Annotated in this window: 17 protein-coding genes; 12 read left to right on the forward strand and 5 right to left on the reverse strand. The window is 48.8% G+C overall.

Annotated elements, in window-relative coordinates; translation table 11 throughout:
• Window positions 1–184: 184 nt before the first annotated feature.
• On the reverse strand, window positions 185–670 hold the full coding sequence (locus ACY692_RS10085; RefSeq protein WP_462325236.1) for a hypothetical protein: 486 nt from the start codon (window positions 668–670) through the stop codon (window positions 185–187).
• Between the two features lie 186 nt (window positions 671–856).
• Here ACY692_RS10085 and ACY692_RS10090 point away from each other — a divergent pair, with 186 nt between their 5' ends.
• Window positions 857–1,489 carry an L-threonylcarbamoyladenylate synthase gene (locus ACY692_RS10090; RefSeq protein WP_462325237.1) on the forward strand — a complete coding sequence of 211 codons (633 nt, stop codon included), beginning with the start codon at window positions 857–859 and terminating at the stop codon, window positions 1,487–1,489.
• Window positions 1,490–1,859: 370 nt separating this feature from the next.
• Here ACY692_RS10090 and ACY692_RS10095 read toward each other — a convergent pair whose 3' ends face one another.
• The gene (locus ACY692_RS10095; RefSeq protein ID WP_462325238.1) at window positions 1,860–2,807 is read right to left on the reverse strand and encodes a glycosyltransferase family 9 protein; all 948 of its coding nucleotides are present in this window, start codon (window positions 2,805–2,807) and stop codon (window positions 1,860–1,862) included.
• A gap of 262 nt (window positions 2,808–3,069) precedes the next feature.
• Between ACY692_RS10095 and glgA the strand changes: the two genes are divergently transcribed.
• The 6 genes from glgA to ACY692_RS10125 all read left to right on the forward strand — a co-directional run bounded on the left by glgA (window position 3,070) and on the right by ACY692_RS10125 (window position 10,474).
• On the forward strand, window positions 3,070–4,545 hold the full coding sequence (gene glgA, locus ACY692_RS10100; RefSeq protein ID WP_462325239.1) for a glycogen synthase GlgA: 1,476 nt from the start codon (window positions 3,070–3,072) through the stop codon (window positions 4,543–4,545).
• A gap of 19 nt (window positions 4,546–4,564) precedes the next feature.
• On the forward strand, window positions 4,565–4,873 hold the full coding sequence (locus ACY692_RS10105) for an isoamylase early set domain-containing protein (protein WP_462325240.1): 309 nt from the start codon (window positions 4,565–4,567) through the stop codon (window positions 4,871–4,873).
• A 542-nt stretch (window positions 4,874–5,415) separates the two neighbouring features.
• The gene (locus tag ACY692_RS10110) at window positions 5,416–5,976 is read left to right on the forward strand and encodes a helix-turn-helix domain-containing protein (protein ID WP_462325241.1); all 561 of its coding nucleotides are present in this window, start codon (window positions 5,416–5,418) and stop codon (window positions 5,974–5,976) included.
• Window positions 5,977–6,392: 416 nt separating this feature from the next.
• The gene (locus ACY692_RS10115; protein ID WP_462325252.1) at window positions 6,393–8,039 is read left to right on the forward strand and encodes an AMP-binding protein; all 1,647 of its coding nucleotides are present in this window, start codon (window positions 6,393–6,395) and stop codon (window positions 8,037–8,039) included.
• Window positions 8,040–8,341: 302 nt separating this feature from the next.
• Window positions 8,342–9,196, forward strand: a complete 855-nt coding sequence (locus tag ACY692_RS10120; protein ID WP_462325242.1) for a glycosyltransferase family 2 protein — start codon at window positions 8,342–8,344, stop codon at window positions 9,194–9,196.
• 93 nt (window positions 9,197–9,289) lie between these two features.
• On the forward strand, window positions 9,290–10,474 hold the full coding sequence (locus ACY692_RS10125; protein ID WP_462325243.1) for a glycosyltransferase family protein: 1,185 nt from the start codon (window positions 9,290–9,292) through the stop codon (window positions 10,472–10,474).
• Between the two features lie 38 nt (window positions 10,475–10,512).
• Here ACY692_RS10125 and ACY692_RS10130 read toward each other — a convergent pair whose 3' ends face one another.
• A complete protein-coding gene (locus tag ACY692_RS10130; RefSeq protein ID WP_462325244.1) occupies window positions 10,513–11,478 on the reverse strand; it encodes a glycosyltransferase in 966 nt (321 codons plus the stop codon).
• A gap of 650 nt (window positions 11,479–12,128) precedes the next feature.
• Here ACY692_RS10130 and ACY692_RS10135 point away from each other — a divergent pair.
• The 5 genes from ACY692_RS10135 to ACY692_RS10155 all read left to right on the forward strand — a co-directional run bounded on the left by ACY692_RS10135 (window position 12,129) and on the right by ACY692_RS10155 (window position 18,143).
• Window positions 12,129–13,070, forward strand: a complete 942-nt coding sequence (locus ACY692_RS10135; protein WP_462325245.1) for a glycosyltransferase — start codon at window positions 12,129–12,131, stop codon at window positions 13,068–13,070.
• A gap of 5 nt (window positions 13,071–13,075) precedes the next feature.
• Window positions 13,076–14,770, forward strand: a complete 1,695-nt coding sequence (locus ACY692_RS10140) for a CDP-glycerol glycerophosphotransferase family protein (RefSeq protein WP_462325246.1) — start codon at window positions 13,076–13,078, stop codon at window positions 14,768–14,770.
• 531 nt (window positions 14,771–15,301) lie between these two features.
• Window positions 15,302–15,970, forward strand: coding sequence for a glycosyltransferase family 2 protein (locus tag ACY692_RS10145; protein ID WP_462325247.1), 669 nt, complete (start codon window positions 15,302–15,304; stop codon window positions 15,968–15,970).
• Between the two features lie 57 nt (window positions 15,971–16,027).
• Entirely contained in the window at window positions 16,028–16,705 is a 678-nt protein-coding gene (locus ACY692_RS10150; protein WP_462325248.1) for a phosphocholine cytidylyltransferase family protein, read from the forward strand.
• Between the two features lie 220 nt (window positions 16,706–16,925).
• Entirely contained in the window at window positions 16,926–18,143 is a 1,218-nt protein-coding gene (locus ACY692_RS10155; protein ID WP_462325249.1) for a glycosyltransferase family 2 protein, read from the forward strand.
• A gap of 540 nt (window positions 18,144–18,683) precedes the next feature.
• Here ACY692_RS10155 and ACY692_RS10160 read toward each other — a convergent pair.
• Together ACY692_RS10160 and ACY692_RS10165 are read right to left on the reverse strand one after the other, a co-directional pair.
• On the reverse strand, window positions 18,684–19,889 hold the full coding sequence (locus ACY692_RS10160) for a methyltransferase domain-containing protein (protein ID WP_462325250.1): 1,206 nt from the start codon (window positions 19,887–19,889) through the stop codon (window positions 18,684–18,686).
• 145 nt (window positions 19,890–20,034) lie between these two features.
• Window positions 20,035–21,723, reverse strand: a 1,689-nt coding sequence (locus tag ACY692_RS10165; protein ID WP_462325251.1) for a class I SAM-dependent methyltransferase, incomplete at its 5' end; no start/stop codon positions are given.

The following is a 21,723-nucleotide window of genomic DNA, read 5'->3' on the forward strand; positions in this document are numbered from 1 at the left end:
TAGGGGCAGGTTCCATACCTGCCCCCTGAGGATACCAGCAGCAACGCAGGCAAGAACCATGATACCCGAGATCTAAGATCCGAGATCTGATACCCGAGATCCGAGATCCCCAGCACAAATGTTTTTGTAGAGACAAGGCATGCCTCGTCTCTACCCCCGTCTCCCGCCCCCAGTCTCCCTTCTTTTACACCGCGGAATAATCACCCCGATTGAGCTTGAAGGTCTCGGTTGTCGCAAGGATATCCATCTCATTGTACAGGGCGTCGAGTTCCGGAGACGATGTTCCCTGGTTGTGCATGGATTCGCGTAGTCTGTCCATTTGCTGTCCCAATCCCTGGAGTTTCTGGTAGATGTTGCGTAGATTTGTGTCGGATGAACCCAGTTTTTTCGCGTACTGATCCAGCTGGTCCAAGACACCGTCCATGGTGTTCATGATTTCCTGCTGCTCGCTGGAGGGGGTGACCTGTTGGGGAGGGAGAAGGGGATTCATCCCCAGAATCCCGGCCTGGGGCACTGCAGATGTATGGGGTGAGCCCGGAGCCCCCTGTGGAGCATCCCCTTCCATCTTCTTGGCCAGAAGATCATCGAACCCCGTACCCCCATTGCTGGAACGGCTCTTTTTGGCCTGTTCCCTGGCAAGAAGCTGGAGTTGTTCAGCGCTAATTTTCATGGTCTTCTCCTGTGTTTGCTTAGGATAAGCAAATAGTTTGCCAAGATTTTTTGTTTTTTATGTACTGCAAAAACAATATGTTGCAAAATTAGTGAGAAAAAAATGCCCATGGGGACACCAGGGGTACCCCGGCCGTTCGATCCATGCCGGGAATTTTTTTCTCGCTCAAATAATCAGGTATCAAGTATGAACACATCGCTACTTCAGGCGGCACGGATTATCAAGTCGGGTGGGGTTGTGGTCTACCCCACTGAAACCCTTTATGCCCTTGGCTGTCACCCTGCGGACCGTGACGCCGTGGATACGGTCTATCGAGCCAAGGACAGGGATGTGGCCAAACCCCTGCCCTTGATCGTGGGCTCGTGGGAGCAGTTCGTCCGGTTCACGCGGGCAAATGACGCGGTCAGAGCCGTTGTTGCCATGTTCTGGCCGGGCCCCTTGTCGGTCCTGGTGGGTATGCAGGGAGAGCTGCCCAGCAGGCTCATGGATAAACAGGGGCGCACCTCGCTCCGGTTCACTCCCCACCCCGTGGCCAGGGAACTCTGTCGGCTTGCAAACGCCCCCCTTGTGGCCACGTCGGCCAACCCGAGCGGCCAACCCGGCGCGGCAAGATTGGAGGATCTCGATCCCGAACTCGGATCCCGGGTGGATATGGTGGTCGGGGATCAGCCTTTTCCGCAAGGGGGCGCCCCCTCTACGCTGATCGAGGTTGTTTCGGCAACCAGGGTACGGATTCTGCGGAAGGGAGCGATTCCTCCGGAACGATTCGTTGCGTGCGGGATTGGGGTCGAGGACTCGGTTGTAGGTGTTGAGTCGTAGGTTTAACAACAGGGGGATGGCGAGGTTGGTGTGTCTTGCTTGGAATATTCTTTCGGTAATGTGTGTGCGCGGGGAGAGAAGGGGGGGGGAGAGCCGCGTGGAGGAACGCGTTGGGGCAGCCCCCCTTGCCCCGCAGCCGGATTTCGGTATAAAAAATTGAACCTTGATGGGGTGGTCTCGGGGGCGGTATAAAAAATTGAACCGTTTTGGTGGCTCCGTAACGGGAGCGTAACGGAAAAAGAATGGTGTATTATCTTTATATGTATGGATATTTTTGTTTATCTGGTTCCGATTAAAAAGTTGGCCCCTTTATTGCTTATACTTAAGTACTTCCTCTTTTTGTCGGAGCCGGGTCATGAGAATGGGTAACTCATGACCCGGCTCCGTTTTTTGGGGCCTGGGGCTGCTTGGCCAGTCCATGCTCGATCCTGGCGATGACCCGGTCCAGGGGGATTTCTCGGATGCACGCCGGATCGGCGCAGGAGACCCTGGCCGTCTGTGTGCAGGGGCTGCATGCAAGATTGCGGCGCAAGATATCCATCCCCAGGGGGCCCCATTGTTTGGGAGAGGTCGGCCCAAAGATGCTCAAACCCGGCACTCCCATGTATCCGGCCAGGTGCATCGGGCCGGAATCGTTCCCAACAACATATGCGGCCTTCTGTAAAAGGGCGATAAGGTCTTCGGTCGTCTGGGGACGGGCGGTCGCTAGGTTGTCGGGCGTATTGGATCCCTGCTCCTGTTCCACGGGGCCGAGGACCATGACCGGCTCCCAGCCGGACCGGGTCAGCCGGGAACAGAGTTTAAAAAATTGAACCTGGGGCCAGTTCTTGGCGGGATTCCCTGAGCCGGGAAAAACAAGGACGGTCTTGTTATCAGGGGGACCCTGGCGGGGAAAGGCTGTGCGGAATACTCCCAGCCAGTCGTGGTCGCTTGCGATCCCAAGGGCGGCCAGCTCCTGGATGAACAGGGAGCGGGGGGGCATGAAACTGCCCGCATGTATGCCGTGGAGAAAAAAAATATTTTCATGCTTGATCCGGAACGGTTTTTTTTCTAAGCAGAACCATATGATGCGCTTATCTGTTTGCGCCCCCCATCCCGACACACCATCGCGATAGAGCGACCGGATGGCCTGACGGACATCTGCGGGCGCACAATCGATATCCAAGGGACGCAATAGGGGCATCCGGGAGGATTGTCCGGCCCAGAGGATCTTTTTTTCAGGAAAATTTTTGCGCAGGATGGCCATGGCCGGCCAGGCCATGAGGAAGTCCCCAAGGGCCCCCTTGTGGACAATGACGTAGTGTTCCTTGTGGTGCATTGTAGGACCAACCCTTTTGTTGGGTTTCTAGAAAAACAATGTATGGGCCGAAAATGGCGGGCAATCCGTCACTACCCTGCCAACAACATCGGATAACAATGGAGTCAGTGGTCACGGGCGGCATCCCTGTTGGTCCTGTCTTTCGTGGACTGGGACCTTCGGACGCAAGGGGATCTCTGGTGGATTTTTTGCCGGGTGGCAAGGGCGTATTCCCCACGGTTTGGCGGCAGTGGGACCATGACAATCTAAGGAGCGGGCAGGAATGCTAGATACGGATCCTCCGGGGCTCGTTTTTATCGCCTCTGAAATGTATCCTTTCTCCAAATCCGGGGGATTGGCCGACGTCATGGGTGTTTTGCCCCTGACCCTGCACCGCCTGGGGGTACCCACGGCCGTAATAATCCCCCTGTATGGGCGATTGGGCACCGCGGCCTACCCCTTGCGGCTGGTCTATGAAAACTGTCCCGTGGATTATCCCTGGCCCAAGACAACGGCGGATATCTATTTGGCCGACTACAAAGGGTTGCCGGTCTATTTCATCGACAGAGGGGAGTATTTTGACCGTCGGCATTACTATTGTACGGCCAAGGGAGATTATTTCGACAATTGCGAGCGGTTCATCTTTTTTTGCCGGGCCGCCCTCTCTGCCATAGAACAACTCAAATTTCCGGTCCGGGTCGTCCATGTCCACGATTGGCACGCGGCACTTGCCGCGGCCTATGTCCATTTTTGGCGTAGGGAAAAGCCCTTCTGGGCGGGGGTCAGGACCCTGATGACCATCCACAATCTGGCCTTCCAGGGCAGATTCTCCAGCCGTCTTTTCTGGGACAGCGGTCTCCCCGCCGGGGCCTGGAATATGGACGGGGTCGAGTACTACGATAGCTTCAACCTGCTCAAGGGGGGGGTCGCCTATGCGGATTTTGTTTCCACGGTCAGTCCGACATATGCCCAGGAGATTGTCACCCCGAAGTTTGGGTGCGGACTCGAAGGCATATTGGCCAATCGGCGGCATGACCTTGTCGGGGTCTTGAACGGGGTGGACTATACGGTCTGGGATCCTGGGAACGACAGATATCTGGAAAGAGGGTACGGTACAAAGGATCTTGGGGGCAAAAAGGTCTGCAAGCAAAGACTCGTGGAAACCATGGGGCTCGATCCCTCTCTTAGGGACAGGCCGGTACTCGGATTTATCGGCCGATTGCGCGGGCAGAAGGGGATTGATCTGTTGCTCGACATCATGGACCGATTGATGGAAGAAAACGTCGGGGTCGTGGTCCTGGGTGAGGGAAAACCCGCCCATGAGGCCCGGTTACTCGATCTGGTGGAAAAATATCCCGGCAGGCTTTGTGCCCATGTGGGATATACCGAGGAACTCGCCCACCAGATCCAGGCCGGGGCGGATATTTTTTTGATGCCCTCGCGGTACGAGCCCTGCGGACTGACGCAACTCTATAGTCTGCGTTACGGCACTCCTCCCGTGGCAACGGATGTCGGGGGACTGAGCGATACCATCGTTGCCCACCCCCAGCCCGGGGCGACCGGTTTCATTTTTCCCGAACCCACGCCCGAGAGTTTCTTGGCCGGCATCCGTCAAGCCCTGTCTGTGTGGCGCAATGGCATGGTCTGGAACACTATCCGGTCGAACGGCATGCGTGCCGATTTTTCCTGGGAGAGATCGGCACGCCAGTATATACGATTGTATGCTTCCCTGGGACTTGAAATTCCAACCGAGGTTTGATCTACCAAGGAGAATTGCAATGAGCATCCAGAAGAAATATCTCAAGACGCGTCCTGTATGTAAAGTGACCTTCAGGATTTGCGAGGATATAGTCCCTAACGCCAAATGTGTTTGTCTGGTGGGTGAATTCAACAACTGGGATGTCAACGCCACCCCCATGGTCCGGCTGAAAAACGGCAGCTTCAAGGCCACATTGGATCTTGAAAACGGACGTGAGTACCAGTTCCGCTATCTCGTCGATGAAAAAGAATGGGAAAACGACGGCGAAGCAGACAAGTTTGTGTCAACTCCGTATGGGAACAGCGAAAATTCAGTGATCGTTGTTTGATTGCAGGGTGCTCGTTCGTATGTATCAGGACGGATGTGCCTGCAAAAAAGATTTTTTTGCAGGCAGTGTTAAGGTTTAAGTTGGAAGGCTTAAGTAAAATCGGGCTGTTACAAAATATGGCTGTGGGCTTGAACCTCGATTTTCGATTTTTTACAGGAGCATCAGGACGGACTATTACCGGACCGGGATATTTTCCGGCCCGGCTTTTTGTTTAGAGCCATTGAGCAGGATGATTCGTTGTGCGATTGTATTTTTTCCTGGGAACGCCGAGCGTGTCCGCTATGATAGCTCAATCCAGGGGGTCCAGATGCCAACAAAACGGTTTTCACGGGAGATTTTCTCCCGTTCACCCGGTTCGGCTTGTTATTCTTGCGCGTTTGACCCAGTTTTAGAACTGTTACATGCCGGTTTTCAGCTTGATTTCCCACATCGGATAGGCAATGATCTGATAGTTGGCAGGGGATTGGATTTTTTCGATCATGTTTCCGGCATAGCCCGCAGCACGGCACGGGAACGGCGACAACCACAAAAGGAGATGTTCAATGGAAGAAGCGACCCCCATCTACAAGGAGATCGCACCACGGCTCAGGGGGCTGAGGGATGCCATGGATCTGTCCGTGGAAACCATGGCCGGTGACCTGGGGGTTCCGGTGGCGGAGGTGGAGAATTATGAATCCGGAGACGTGGAGATCCCGGTAAGCTATCTGTTTCGGGTGGCCCAGAAGTACAATGTTGATCTGACAGTGCTCATTTCTGGTGACGAGGCCCACTTGCACAACTATTCCATGGTCAAGTCGGGCAAGGGGCTTTCCGTGGAGCGGCGCAAGGATTACGATTACAAGAGTTTGGCCTACCGTTTCATCGATCGCAAGATGGAGCCCTTCTACATCAAGGTCCCGCCCAAGGACTTGGAAAGTCTCAACTACAGCCACCACGAAGGCCAGGAATTCATTTACATGCTCAAGGGCCGGCTCGAGATCCATCTTGGGGACAAGGTCTTTGTCATGGAGCCCGGAGACAGTTTTTATTTTGATCCAACCACCCCCCATGCCCTGCGGGGATTGGGTGATTCCGACGCGGAATTTCTCGATGTGATTATCTAGGGAGTTTTTAACAGGGATCGTCTGCCGGCTGCAATTGTACAACGGCGTTGGCGATGGATACGGTATGTTTTTAACATATCGTCATATACTCTACACAGGATATCCATTTCTGAAAAAAGTTGCCAGTATTTGAACCGATTTTTGGCTTTTACCGTCATCCCTGCGCACTCACGGGATCTTGTAGGCCAAAACGTGGTCCAATCGTCAAGACAACACCAGGTCCATAGAGATCCCGGATCAAGTCCGGGGTGACGGCCCTTGCCCCTTCCGGACCCCGGGCTCGAGGGTCTCTGGCTTCTGGCTTCTGTCCTCCATCCCAATGGATCGATCCCCGTTTGAAAATTCCCTTTTCATGAGTATCTTTGCATGTGAACCCGGATAATATCATCAAGACAGCACAGGGAGAATCCAGCGTGATAAACAAGATACAACCATCATCCTATCAAGATTTCATGCAGTCCTACGAGCAGATCGCTCCGGAACATTTCAATTTTGCCTTCGACGTTGTTGACGCCAAGGCCAGCGCAACCCCCAACCAAATGGCCATGATCCATCTCGACGACCATGGCGTCCGCCGGGAATATGATTTCGGTTTTTTTGCCACAGCGTCTTCCCGGTTGGCCAACAGTCTGAAAAACAATGGGATCGGCAAGGGCGACACGGTCATGCTTATCCTCTATCGCCGGGTGGAGTTTTGGGTGGCCATGCTCGCTCTGCACAAGCTCGGGGCCGTGGCCATCCCATCGCCGTCACTCCTGACGACCCTCGACATTGTCGAGCGGGTCAGGGTGGCCGATGTCAAATGCATGATCGTGGAAGATTCCATCGTTCCCAAGGTCGATGCTGCAAAGAAGGACTGTCCGGGGATAGAATCGTATATCCAGGTCGCCGGGGAGTCGGCAGGTGACGGGTGGGAACTCTATGAACCCTTTGTCGCCGAGGGGGACAAGACCTTTCCACGCCCCGATGATTGCGCTGGTGACGACGATCCCCTGCTCATCTTCTTTTCCTCGGGAACCACCGGGCCCCCGAAAATGGTCGAGCATACCCACACCTACCCCCTGGGGCATGTCGTGACCGGTTCGTACTGGCATGACCTCGAGCCCGGGGACATCCATTTGACCGTTGCCGATACCGGCTGGGGCAAGGCGGTCTGGGGCAAGTTCTATGGCCAATGGATGGCCGATGCCGTTATTTTTGTCTACGATTTCAGGGGAAAATTTTCGCCCAAGAATCTGCTCGCGGCCATTGCCGACAACAAGGTGACCACCTTTTGTGCGCCCCCGACCATCTACCGATTCCTGATCCGTGAGGATCTGGCAAGTTTCGATCTCTCGGCCCTGCGCCACTGCACAACGGCGGGCGAGCTCCTGAATTACTCGGTCTTCAATTCCTGGGAGGAGCTGGTGGGCCTGCCCATCTATGAAGGCTATGGCCAGACCGAAACCACCCTGCAGATAGCCACGTTCACCTGCATGAAGCCCAAACCCGGCTCCATCGGCAAACCCGTGCCGGGATGGGATATCGTGCTCCTTGACAGTGAAGACAATGTCTGCCCTCCCGGTGTGGAAGGGGAGATATGCGTGACGATCAAGGACGGCAAACCCTTCGGCCTCATGGATGGGTACCTCAAGGAACCGGCGAAAACCGCCGATGCCACCAGAAACGGTTATTACCGGACAGGCGACAAGGCCTGGATGGACGAAGATGGTTTTTTCTGGTTCATGGGACGTGTTGACGATCTGATCAAGAGCTCGGGGTACCGTATCGGTCCCTTTGAGGTGGAAAGTGCACTCGTTGCCCACGATGCCGTTGTCGAAGCCGCCGTGACCGGACTGCCCGACTCCCTGCGGGGACAGGCGGTCAAGGCGTCTATTGTGCTCGCTCCCGGCTTTGAACCTTCGGACGGATTGACCAAGGAACTCCAGAGCCATGTCAAAAAACTGACTGCGCCGTACAAATACCCCCGGGTGGTCGAATACGTTACGGATCTGCCCAAGACCATCAGCGGGAAGATCAAGCGGGCCGAGATCCGGGACAGGGATCTTGCAAAGATGAAATAGCCTATAATGAGAGATAGTTGTGAATATAAAGGCCACCTTTTTCGATGCGTGAAAGGGTGGCCTTTTTTGGGGGAGGGCAGGGGGGTGTTGGTCGTCAAGTTGGGTGCCGATGGGCATGAGGACCGAGAATTGCAGATTCGCAGACGTGGGTACCATTCATGACAAGGCGGCTGTTTTGTAAATGAGTACGGGAGATCCCAATCACCATGCTTCACTAAAAAATGTTTGATCCAGCACGGTTTTCTCAATAGCTACCCTCTCAGGTGAAAGGCCATATCGCATCACAACAGAAGCGAACACGTATGTCTTTTTGTGACCATCCAAATATCAGCATCATTGTCTCTAATTATTGCTACGCGCAGTATTTCGACCGTTTTTTTTCCGCGCTTCTGGCCCAGGAGTATGATCTTACCCTTGTGGAAGTCATTGTGGTGGACGACGGGAGCGCGGATGATTCCCTGGACAAGCTCGATGTATGGCAAACGCGGGACCGGTTTGGTGCCTTCCGGATAGTACCCATCGAATATCTGGGAAAGCCCGGGCTGGTGCGCAATGTGGGATTGAATATGGCCCGGGGCCGTTATTTTGTCTGCATTGATCCCGATGATATTCCTTTACCGCAATTTTTGCCCGCTTGCCTCCGGGGTCTGGAGACACGGAGGCAAGCCGCTGTGATCTATTCCGATTATGTGTGCAGGACGGAAGAAACGGAGAACGTAGTTTGCCAGCCCGATTATTCGGTTGTTCTGTTGGCCCATCAAAATATCGTCTCTCCTCCGGCCATGTTCCGTAGACATGTGTGGGAGCAAAGCGATGGCTTCAGGGGGAACACCGGATATGAGGACTGGGATTTCTGGGTCCAGGCCGCGGCCAACGGATTCGGGTTCCCACACATCCCAGAGCCTTTGTACGTCTATTGTTCCCACGATCAGGGATTTTTCAGCAGGGCCAAGAAAGATGACGGGATCGCCAAGGCACGTATCGTTCTCAACAATAAAGGTTTTTTCGAGAAAGAAGTCGTACGTTGGGCCTATGGAGTGCTCCGGAACGATGCTCAGACACCATCCTTCCAGCGGGGGATCATTCCGGGCAAAGAGGAATTGGAACTGGTCCGCAGGATGGTCTCTGGAAATGTGGGACACAGGGGTGTTTGTTAATGCCGTCCAAAGGACAGGTGGATAGTCCGGTTGTCTGACTGTTGTCGATGTATCTTGCCCACTGTATCAGGGATTGCACAGGGATAATCCAGTATGATGGTAGATGGAATCAGAAGGCGGCTTCCCAGAATCTTTTTCATCAATCTGGGTTACTATCTTTCGTGGGAGATCCCTCGCGCTCTTGAGGAGCTCCAATGTCCATTTCTCGATTTTCAGCCCGGGAAGTTGCGTGACGGCGAAAATCCGGATCTCTTTTTTCCACGCATCGTCGGGGCGATTTCACGGTACAAACCCGACATGGTTCTGACGGTCAATGCGCTTGGGTTGGACACGTCCGGGAGGCTGGCGGATTTTTTGGACCGCTCTGGGATCCCGCTGGTTGTCTGGTTTGTGGACAACCCCGAACTTTTTTGCCTTGGGTGTGGAACGAGTTTTCCGCCCAAGACCCTGTTTTTTACCTGTGATCCGGATGGTCCGGCCAAGGTGCGGCGGTTTATGGGGGTTGCAACCCATGTTCTTCCGTTGGCGGTCGACAGGAACGCGTTCCAGCCCATAGCGACAAAGCACCTGCGTCGTGTTTCCTTTGCCGGCGACACCTGGACGAAAAAGGTAGTGGCATGCCACAAAAACCATGCATTCTCCCGTGGTCTTTTGCGCCAATCCGGTCAGATCGCTGGAACATTGGCCGTTCATCAGCCTGCAGACGGGATCGGCTTTATTCAGGAGCGGTTTCCTCTTGTTTGCGAGCAGGTGGAGACTCTCTCCCCGGCCCTCCAGAATGGGTTCTGGCATCTGGTTTATTGGCTGGCCAACAAAAACTATCGGCTGAACTGTGTACGGGAGATCCTTCGGTTCAGACCGCTGATCGTCGGGGACAGATACTGGGAGCGATTGCTGCCGCAAAAGAGTTTCGAGCCCCATCCCCCTGTGGCTTATGGGGAAGAGGTCTTCAAACTCTACCGGTTGAGTGCGGTCAACTTTGCCTGTTCCAGCGTCCAGATGGCCGGGGCCGTGACCCAGCGGGTCTTTGATGTTCCAGCTTCAGGAGGATTCGTGCTCACCGATTCCCGGAGGCAATTGGAAGACCTGTTCGATATAGGGAAAGAGGTTGTTTGCTATGGGGCGGCGGATGGGATTGGGGGATTGATCGAACGCTATCTCGGGGATGAAACGGGACGAAAAAAAGTTATCAAGGCCGCCAGAAGACGGATCGCATCAGAGCACACGTATGCGCATCGTTTGCGGGTCATGGTCGAAAGAGTGGCCGGGGCCTTTTGATGTATGGGGGACGGCTGTCCAAAAGATTTTGGACTCTGCTATGTCGTCGATATGGATGTCAGCTCCTTCCATATATCGACAAGATTCTGCTCCTCACGTTCCAAGCCGCATGCATTCGCTGTTTCGATTCCGCCGGCTATGGTCTTCTCTATTTTGGGGGAGCGGCGGGCCAGTGCGCCGATGGTCTGTACCAGTTTTTTGGTCAGTGCAAAGAGGTCTCCATCCGGAACCGCGATGAAATTTGTATCTGGATCAATGATATCCTTGCCGCAGACGCCGGTGAATCCCATGCAAAGGCATCCGCAGGCCATGGCCTCGAGGGTGGATCTGGGAAAGCCGTGCTCCAGGGCGGTGGTCAACCAGATGTCTGCCCTGCGCAGATTGGCCGCATAGTCTGTCAGGGACAGGTCGTTCAGATCCATGACCTCGATTGGGGCGGTGCGGTCATCCAGAATCTGTCTGGCCAATAGGATGGCCATGTCCGAGGCCGTGTCTTTGCGGCGGGTGAATGCTATGCGTATGGGCATGGTCCGTGTTCCAAACGGGGGTTTGTCATTGGGATGGAACAATCCGCTGTCCACCCCCGTGTCCACGACCAAGGTGTCATTGCGGCCAAAAAGCCAGTTCATGAAGTTGGCCATTGTCTGGGAGTTGGTCATCAATCTGGTTTGCGGGGCGATTTTCAGGATGTCGAGTGTGTTTTCCTGCCGCAGCATATAATAGGGATTTAGAACGAGCAGTACATGCTTGGAGCCGGGAAGTCTGGGCAGAACATGGGCTATGCCGTCAGGTACCACGATCCAGTCCCTTGTCGTGAGTTGGATTCCCGCATCAAAGGCCAGCGGTGTGATCGCGGTATCGAACCATCCGGGCCTGAACCCGGACCGTTGGTGCACGACATGGGCATCGAATCCGTTGCGCAGAAGGGCTTCCACATGGGTGTATATGCGTTTGACGCCCCCTGAGGGCGGGGCATAATCGGGACAGAGATAGTAGATGGGCATTGTGTTTGGCTTTGGTTGGGTGTGTATTTTTATAGGTGCTTACCTGTCCGTTTGTGGCGAAGAGAGCTGTAGCGACCGAGTGTAAGATGTAATGGAATCATCCGGCCATGACAAGGTGCATCGCTTTGGCCTCCAGGAAGCACCAGAACGTTTTGGCAGGAAAAGGGGCTGATACCGTGTTCCTGATTGTTTATCCCAGGGATGGTTGGATCCTGCAGCGTCTGGCCACTGGGTTGCTGGGCCACTTGCCTGGGAGCGAAGGGGGCGATTTCCGTACTCTTGGGCTTTGGGAGACTGGGAGTATTCTCGATAATGGCCCCCAGCCCATCAATTACTATCTCAACTATGCCATCATGCGGCGGCAAAGTTCAAAGATAGACGCGGCATGGTTTACCTATCCAGAGGATGACGGCCTTTTTTGGAGATGTGCCCGAACCGTCTATAATTCTGTGGATGCGGGTCATTGCCCGAAAAGTATAGGTAGCGTGTACAACGCGAAATGGTAATCTGAGTGGTTGGTTGTTATTGATGTGGGCGATGATGAACAGGGTGGCGATTGCAGACAACTCCATGGAGCCGGTTCCACGATGACGATCAGGCGACTGTGTATTTTTTATCCTCCCTTGGGAAGAAAGAGCGGGGGAACTGAAGTGCTCCTGCAGATTGCGGGCTGTAGCTTGGGGTTGGGCGTCGAGACGATGCTCGGTTTCTGGGAGCCTCCAACAGCCGAATTAAAAAAAGAACTCAGAGAAAGGGGGCTTGCCTGGTGCCTTTGCGACAACCTGGGTCTTGGCCCAGGCGATATCTGGCTCGTGCCCGACGGCTGGGTCAACGCCTTGTCCGTGGGATTCAAGGCCAAGTCCCGGAATGTACTGTATTGCCAGAACTGGGCCTATCTTTTTGACGGGTTGCCCGAAGGGGTGCGCTGGCATGATCTGCCCGTGGAGTTTCTGGCCGTTTCCCATCCAGTGGCCTTGTTTATGGAAGAGGTGCTTGGACATCGTCCCTGCATTGTTCGGCCACACATAGATGAAGCGCTTTTCCATGCCTCTGCGCGAAAGCCCCATGTGCCCCCCGTTCGTATTGCGTACATGCCCCGAAAGAACAGCCGCCTTGTCACCCAGGTGCAACGCATCCTTGGCGAACGACGGACGGACCTGTTCGAGCAGGTTGAATGGGTGAAGATTCAGGGGAAACAACGACCCGAGGTCGCTGCCATCATGCGCACCTGCCATCTTTTTCTGGTTACCGGATTTCCGGAAGGGTGCCCGCTCCCCCCCCTCGAGGCCATGGCCTGCGGGGCGATTCCTGTGGGTTTTACCGGGCTGGGGGGATGGGATTACATGCGTCAGGCAGGTAACGGGGGATATGGATCGCCTTTTGAACTGCGTTCGGTTGCCTGGGAGGGGAATGGCATGTTCTATCCTGACGGTGATGTGCTTGGATTGGCCAAGGGTGTGGAGAGAGTGGTTCTTGGGATTATAGAGGATGATGACCGGGGTTGGGCCATGATGCATGCTGGTAAAACGACTGCCTCCTCCTATACCATCGAGTTCCAAAAGAAAGAAGTGTGTGACTGGTTGGAGAAATGACTATTATGCGGAAAACACGGATTTTGTTCCATGCCGACCGGAGTATGCATGTGCCGTTTTTGGAGCCCATAGCCCGGTTGCTCAAGGACCGGCCAGACATGGAAATCGGTTTTTCAGCTCCGCCTTGTGAGCCGGTTCAATCCGACCGTCCTGGATTCGGTCTGTTGCCACGGGAGATCTCGAGGCTGGAGCGTCTGGCTCCTTTTTACAAAGATCCCTACAGGTTCAGATCGGATATCGTAGTTGTTGCCGATATGTGCCATTTTCGATTTACGTGGGGACCCAAAGTGGTCAATGTCGGCCATGGCATGATCTGTAAAGGGGATTTTTACACCTCGAGTGGATTTGCCCGTAGAGAAAATCTTTCAGAACTTATCTGCGTGCCGGGCGAGTGGCACAAAGAGCGACTGGAGCCCATTGTTTTCTCTCCCATTGAAGTGACGGGATTTATCAAATCCGACCGAATCTTTGGATCTGGCGGACCGGTGCGTGATGCATTTCTCCGTTCAAAGGGAATCGATCCTTGCGACACGATCATCTTTTTTGCCCCCACCTACAATCCGGAATTGAGTGCCATCCCCTGTGTCATGGAACGCATTGCCGAACTGGCATTGCCTGGCAGACATCTTCTGATCAAACTCCACGATATGACCGATCCCCGCTGGAGGGAGCTTTATGTAAATTTGGCCGAGAATCACTCTCGAGTGACTATGCTCGACAATGAAGCGTTTGCAGGAGCCATGGTCAGCACAGATATTCTGGTGAGTGACGTGTCCTCAGTTTATGTCGAATCCATGGGGTTGGACAAGCCCATAGTGCTTTTCAACAATCCCGACAGGAATACATCTAACGTGTTTCACGAAGATGACATCGAATACCTGGTTCGAGATGCCGTTACTGAAGTCGCGAGCGTGGAGGAACTCAAGAGAGCTGTTGATGCGTCCCTTGACAATCCCGCTTGCTTGTCAAAGAGACGAAGATTCTATGCTGACCGTCTTGATTACGGACAGGACGGTCTGGCAGCCGAACGGGCTGCAGATGCCATTGTGCGACTGGTATCCGGGGAGATATGCCCCAGGAATCTGGAGCCCTGTCTGAGCGTGATTATCGATGTTCCGGGAGATGTCAGCCCCGACGCAGTGGGGCGATTTCTGCGCCATGTCCAAAGAAATGCAAGAGAGCGATTGTGTATCGCCCTTGTGGGACCCGGGTTGGCTGGTTTGGAAAGGGAAGATGGTGTCTTGTATATTCCTGAGCCCGAAATTTCCATGATCACTCTGCGAACAATCGCAAAACAGGCTGAGGGGGGGAAGGTCGCTCTTCTGAAGTATGGCCAGCGCCTGCCCAAAGGGTGGGACAGAATGCTCCTGCGATATTTCAGGTGGCATCCCGACGCCGGTATTGTTTCGGCCATCTGTACCCCGGAAATCGTTGACCACATTCTGAGTTTCAGTGTGGAAAAGGCGATCAGCTACAAACCACGGCAAAAGGCGGATATGTGCAAGTACTTCATGGAAGGGGCCGATAATGTCGTGTCCGGTTTGCCAAGTACCTGTTTGGTCGTCGACAAGTTATTGCTTGAGCATGCCGGAGATACCGTGATGGGATGGGATTCTATACTGTCTTTACTATATGCTCAAACAAAGATGATGAAAAGAGAAATCGTGGTCGCATTCAATACCTATGTTTTTACCGAGTAATGTGTTGTAACTTGAACAACGTATTTTTATGATTTTTTTCAAATAAGATGCGACTGCAAAAAATGCCTCCGTCGCCAAATCCCGAAAAATCATGAGAGCTAACTATCTGTTTTTACTTAAAACTTAATAACCTAAAACCTAAAACAGCCTGCAAAAAATACTTTTTGCAGGCACATCAAATAAGTATATGTGTAAAATTATATACAACAATATTGTCATAAATATCGCAGGGATGCTCCTTCAAAAAGTTGAAAATCAGGTTCAAGCTGAACGCTATATTTTGTAACATCTTGATTTTGATTAACCTTTCAACTTAAACCGTAACCCTGCCCGAAGACATCCTCTTTTGCAGGCACATCAGTAGGGGCGATGCATGGATCGCCTGTTTTTGCAGTCCCCCGATAGAGGTTGCAGAAACATCCTTTGGCATCATGCGTCTGCAACGGATATTTTTATCACTCAGCTTAGCAAGAGGTCCATTTGTCATCATATAAGCTGGCGACCGTTATTCTGCATTACGGAAATCCTAATATGACAGCCCGTCTCCACGAACAGCTTGTCTCTTCGGACCCTTCGTATGCGAATGATATCGCCGTCCTGGATAACAATGCCCCGCAGCCCTATGAAAAAGCCCAAAAACGATTGTCGGACAACCGTTTTTGGGCAGGTGCGTTGGACTATTGTGTTAAGGATTATGCATCCAGAGGCTATACGCATCTATGGTTTTTGAATAATGATATTTTTTTTGTTTCTTCCCCCCCCGTTGTTCATCGATGTTGGGCTCGTATGCAGTACCTCGAAAAACAGGGGGCCCGCGTTGGAGTGTACTCTCCCTCATTTACAGCCAACCCTTATCATCCACATATGGTTACTTCATCGCGGGGTGGATTCTCCGAAGTCGCCTATGTTGACGGCATTGCTCCTTTGATCCGGCTTGATTGTATACGTGATATCGGTGGGCTGGATGTGGGGGATAATGACATTGGCTATGGCGTTGACGTATGGATGTCTTTGAGAGCTTCCCGCAAAGGGTGGTCAGTTGTAGTGGATCATGAAGTTGTTGCAAGGCATCGGTATCATGCAACATCCAGAAGTTTTGATGGGTTTATGGAGCGTGCTGCAGCTCTTGAAAACGATTATATGTTATCTCGTTTGGGAGATGATTATCGGTTAAAATTACGGATGCTGGCTCAAAAATAAATATTTTTATCGTTCTTTTAAAGCACTCTGAGCGATCCCAATACGGAGGAGATGAATATGCAGGCAATACTGCTCGCGGCCGGTGTTGGTAGTCGTCTGGGACGTCCACTCCCCAAGTCTCTGGTCGAATTGCCCGATGGAGAAACCATACTTGGTCGACAGATCCGTATTCTCAAAGAATGCGGGGTTGGGCAGATTTTCGTGGTTGTCGGATTCAAGATGACGCTCATCATGGAGAATTTTCCCAATGTCTTCTATCGGTATAATCCATTTTTTTATATTACCAATACCGCAAAAAGTCTTTTACACGGCATGACGGACCTTGATGACGATATCATTTGGACGAATGCGGATGTTGTGTTTGATGACCAGGTTCTGCAAAGACTGATTGCAACGCCTGGCAATGGATGTGCTGTTGATCATAAAAAATGTGGGGCTGAAGAAGTCAAATACCGTATAGATGATCAGGGGAATCTAACTGAGATCTCCAAGGCGGTGGTCAATGGGCACGGCGAGGCTGTCGGCCTGAACAAGATCACCAGGCAGGATCTTCCCTTGTTCCGGGAATGCCTCAAGGGATGCGCTGACTCGGATTATTTCGAGGCAGGTATGGAAGCAATGATAGGCAAGGGACAGACCTTTCAGGCCGTCGATATATCGGACTACAGATGCGTTGAAGTAGATTTTGATGAAGATCTGAAACAGGTATATAGCCTTTTTGCCCAAGACGGTTGATTTTACGAGCGTTTTTTGACCGGTATGTAAACCATCAGGACCCATTGCAGCCGGCCACCGCTACCCGGGCCCAGCTCCCTGCGTTAAGGGGTGATGGGGTGGGCTGCTGTTGTGGGACAAATACAGCTTTAGTATCGAGATCGGGCGAAAACTACCGATTTACATTGGATGAAGTGGGCAGTAATCCCGTAATCAGATCATAATTTTTTGAGGGAAACACATGGTATATTCGGTTTCCATAATTATTCCGGTTTTTAATCAATGGAATTTGACGCGTGACTGTCTGGTCAGTTTGCATAAGACCATATCGCGAGAAGATGTTCAGGTTATAGTTGTGGATAACGGATCTTCTGACGCTACACCTGGGAAGTGTCCAACAGTTGGAAAATGCCTTTTTAAAGAAAATTTTCTCTATATCCGTAATGAGGTAAATAGAAATTTTGGGCCGGCATGTAATCAGGGTGCGCGCAAGGCTTCTGGAGCATATCTCTTCTTTTTAAATAATGATACTGTCGCTCAAAACGATTGGCTTCCTCCCTTATTGGAAACCATGGAAAAAAATTCACAAATAGGGGCTGTTGGACCTCTACTTTTGTTTTCTGGTGCCCAACGCGTTCAGCATCTTGGCGTTTCTATCGTTCCAGGGGGGAATGTAACCCATATATACGAGTATTTTCCTAAAAACCATCCCGTTGTTTCAAAAAAGCGTGATTTATTGGCCATAACGGGTGCTGCTTTATTTATATCTAAAATTTTGTTTAAAGAATGCGAAGGTTTTTTTGAAGGATATAAAAATGGATTTGAGGACCTTGATCTTTGTTTGCAGATCTTGCGTAGAGGTAAAAAAATACAATGTGTCCAAAAAAGTTGTTTTGTGCATTTGACAAGCCAGACTTTTGGTCGTTTTGACCATGATCTGGAAAATTCTGCCCTGATTATGAAACGATATCCCGAATGGGTTTATCCTGATTTTCATACACACGCAAAACAGGATGGCTTTGAAGTGCGGCTTACTTCATGGCAGGAGATATGCTTGGGTTTGCCGTCGTTCAAAGAGTCAGAGGTTGAGCAACAATCTGTGGATTTGTGTATCTCTGCCTTAGGGGGTCTTTTAGAACGGAATCCATTATGGGAAAATGGATATGAAAAGTTAGCTATGATACTGGAAAACGAAGGTGAGATGGATAGTGCACTGTACTACCGTACGCTTCGTGCCCGGATATGCCCCTCAGAGAAGGCTTTCTTTTTAGTTCAGAAGTTTGCTAAGCGGGTGGGGAATGAAAAATTATTTTTAGAGACAAAGGGCTTTATTAATAAAGTTGTTATAAAGAGCAAGGATGACACAAAAAAAATTGAAAGAGCAAAAAAAATAATGCAATGGGCTGAAAAAAGCAAAGAACACGAAATCGCCTCTCTATACAAGGGCTGGTTGTTATAATTAAAAATATTCAGATTACTTTTTTTAATTGAAATCGTGTCATCAGATTTTTTTGAGTGAAATAAAAAGAAGTATCACATAAGTCGGTATATAAGGTTTGTCCATTCTGAAATATATCTGTCGATATTGAATATGTCCATTGCAGTTAGGCGAGCATTTCTGCTGATTTGATTTCTATGCTTTTCATGGTTTTTCAACCAGAGGATATTTCAACGTTGTGGTATGCTTAAAATTCTTTTAAAATACTTCGTACTTCCATATGAACAAATGGGTTGTTTTATATTATGCACAAATTTTTTTAAATTGTTTTTTGTAAGGAAAACGTTTTTATTATGGAATTGTTAAGGTAGAATCCAATTTCTATGACGGTATTTACTTTTAAAGTTTTAAAATTAGATAAGTTGTGATGTATAGGAACGTTTCCCTTTTTTTTTCGACTAGTATATTTCTTTTACAATAGTGAGCATAGACCTGGAATACGGCTAAGGACATTAAAATACGTTAATTGCATGCTATTGAAAATTTATTAATTGTTTTAATTTATGTGTTAATCTTGAGTTTTTTTTCAAGCTCGATGATTTTTTTGATGTATAAATTATGTATTCTTTGTTGTTTCATGTTATAAAATTCTGGATGCACTAAATCTAAAGGATTATTAGATGCGTCACATATAGAAATATTATTTTTTTTGTTAACAAAAAGAATAATATTTTGCCTTAAGCACAAGTCAATATCTTTATTATGCCATATTTCGCCTCTAAGTATGTCAAGAGGGTCGAAATTATGAATCTGGAACAACTCGGCCCAATAGCTCGGCCATTTCTCATTAACATGCCCTTGTCCTTCTTGCCCAGGAATAGCTGCAGAGAAAATGACTAGGTCTGAAAGCGAAGTTAGTAATTTTATGAAATTATGAGCCTGTTTTTGTTCTAAATGTTCGCCAACTTCTAAGGAGACCGCTAGATCAAATTTTTGATATGATTGGAGTTTTTTGGCAGCAATGTCTTTTTCGAGATTTGCTTCTATGAATTCATCATTACTGATTTGTAAATGTTCTTTTTTAATCCATGGACCATCTATTCCTAGTATTTTTTGAGTATTCCATATTTTTTTTGCGACGGAAAGAAAATAACCGTAACCACAGCCTACATCTACTATAGATTTAAAATTTAAGTGTAAAATTTCATCGATTTTTTTACATAGTTCAATTGAAGTTTTCAATTTCTCTGCATTTCTTATATGGTGCTTATGGTGTTGCTTATGATTTTGTTCTTTAGTGCCCGATGTTGATTTAGATTGAAGGTTTTCCGGTATGTTTATGCAAATTCTTGATTTTTTTCTTATATTTCGATTATTCAAGGAGATTTCTGCTTGCTTGTGATGAGTACTGGGGGAAGGAATTATTTTTAGGCTATTTAACTCTTCTAAGCGACGTGCAACCTCTGGGATATCATTTAATGCCTTTGATATTTTAACATATTCTATTAAAATGCTAATTTCATTTGGATGTTTACATAGACTTTTTTTAATTATTTTTTCTGATTTGTCTAAGTTTCCTTGCATGCGATGTACTATCGACATTAACACATAAACTTGAGGTGGTGTTTTATCTTTATGTGTAAGAAATATTTTTTGTAATATACTTGTAGCTTTTGACCAATCAGATTCATGAATTGCTTTTTCAGCTTGACTGATTAGTTTTTCCGGATATTCATTGTTGTGTAATTCTTTTGACTCGTTTTGCATAAATTTTTATAGTGGGCGAAAAAATGTAAAGAAGAAAAAATTGCCTTGATTTACATGCGTTGTTTGTATTATTGATCTTAATTTTTTTAAAGTATGATGTAGCATGCTGTCTCGGCACATCAATATTTTGAGTTGTATGATACTATTATTGAATTGAATATTTTTGATGCAGCTGTTGATAATTTTTTTCTAACTTTTTGATAGAATTTTCTAGGGCTCTGATTTTTTTTTCAGCAGTAATTTTTTTATTTTCAGAGTTTTTTAGCTTTAGTAAAAGATCGTTGTTAGTTGTTGTAAGTATATCTATGTTTCGTTTGAGCTGGTTGTATGTTGTTCTTGTGTTAAGGCGCTGTTGTAGTGCTTGTGAGAAAGGAATGTGCGTTTCTCTTGATAGAATTTGAGATTCAAGGTCGTTTTGGTGTTTCCAAAATTTTTTGATTTTTTGAAAGTCAAATGGAATATTGTATATTTCCATAATCAATATGCAAATATCGATAATTTTAGTCGGGGTTTGTTGTCTAGGAGATGCGATTGAGTTTAGCCTGGTTAATGAAAAATACAATCCTCTGAAAACTAAAAATTCAAAAGGAAGAAAAATTTTTTCATCTAGACGCCATTCTTGATCAATTGCGTATATTTCGTTGTTCAGTTGAATGGTGTTGTTTGGGGTTAGGTCAAACCATTTACCACTGAGTATCTTATTGTCGCCATCTCGTGTAGTAAGGCTGTTTAGTTTAGTGAGCCAAGGATAAAAAGCTTGAGCCAGATCATTTATATTCCATCCAGATGTGTTAATAATACTGTTAATGTTACTTTGAATGGTTTGAGCTGATATATAATCTTCATCTTCTAAAATATGAAAAAACTTTTTTTTCATCTCTGGAACTACTGGAATTAATCTTTTTCTTATAACTTTAATTGCTCCTTTTTTTCTTTTGAAAAGAATTTCCTTGCTAAATTTAGATGGATTTCTTGCTCCGTAGTAGCGTGCTAGTTCGTTAGAAGGTATTGTAGATAGCTTTTTATCTTTCCACACAACGTAGAGAAAGGAATTAGATAAATCTCTAAGAAGTCCCGCTTCTTCTATACCTTTCGATGCGGCTTGCAGGGAAAAAAGGTTGTACTGCGAACTAAATATATCTCTGACAAAAGCTTCCTCCAACAGGGAGCTTGTTGAAAAATCATCAGAATCAATTCCTTCACTGTGTAAAATCAAAGATGGAAGCTTATAGTCCGGAAAAGGTAAGTGAAGTTCAAAGCTAGAAAATTGTGCTTCGTGTAGTTTTTTTTCAAGGATTTTACGACTAAATGTTACCGGACTTGATTTTGTGTATTCATCTTGAATACCAGCCATCGGTCGACCTAAGTGGTCTTCGTTTGCACCTGCAAAATATTTGAGGCCAAAGCGATTTTCTATGGCCAAGATTAGGCAACCATCGGGTTTAAGTAAAGAATATGCCTTTTTTAAAAGGTCTAGAGTCGGCGTTTTGCTGGTACTAAACATCCTTGCGTATTCGAGCACCCCTATTAGCGTTACTATGTCATATTTTGTTTTAATATTGGGAAGGCTAAGTATATTGTCACTCAGAACAACAACATTGGCCAAATCGGCACAACGTTCAGCCGCAATAGATGCTCGTAGATAACTTCCTTCAATAGCAGTTACATTTGCATCGCATTCTCCAAGAAATCTTGTAATCGCACCACAACCACAACCTAACTCGAATACGTTTTTATGTTTTAAAAAGTTTGTAAAAGGTCTTAATAGGTTGCTTCGTGAAGAGCTTAAGTGGTATATTGATGGCCAGTCTTTGCATTGGTCAAAAAGTTCATT

The sequence above is a fragment of the Desulfoplanes sp. genome, assembly GCF_054921335.1.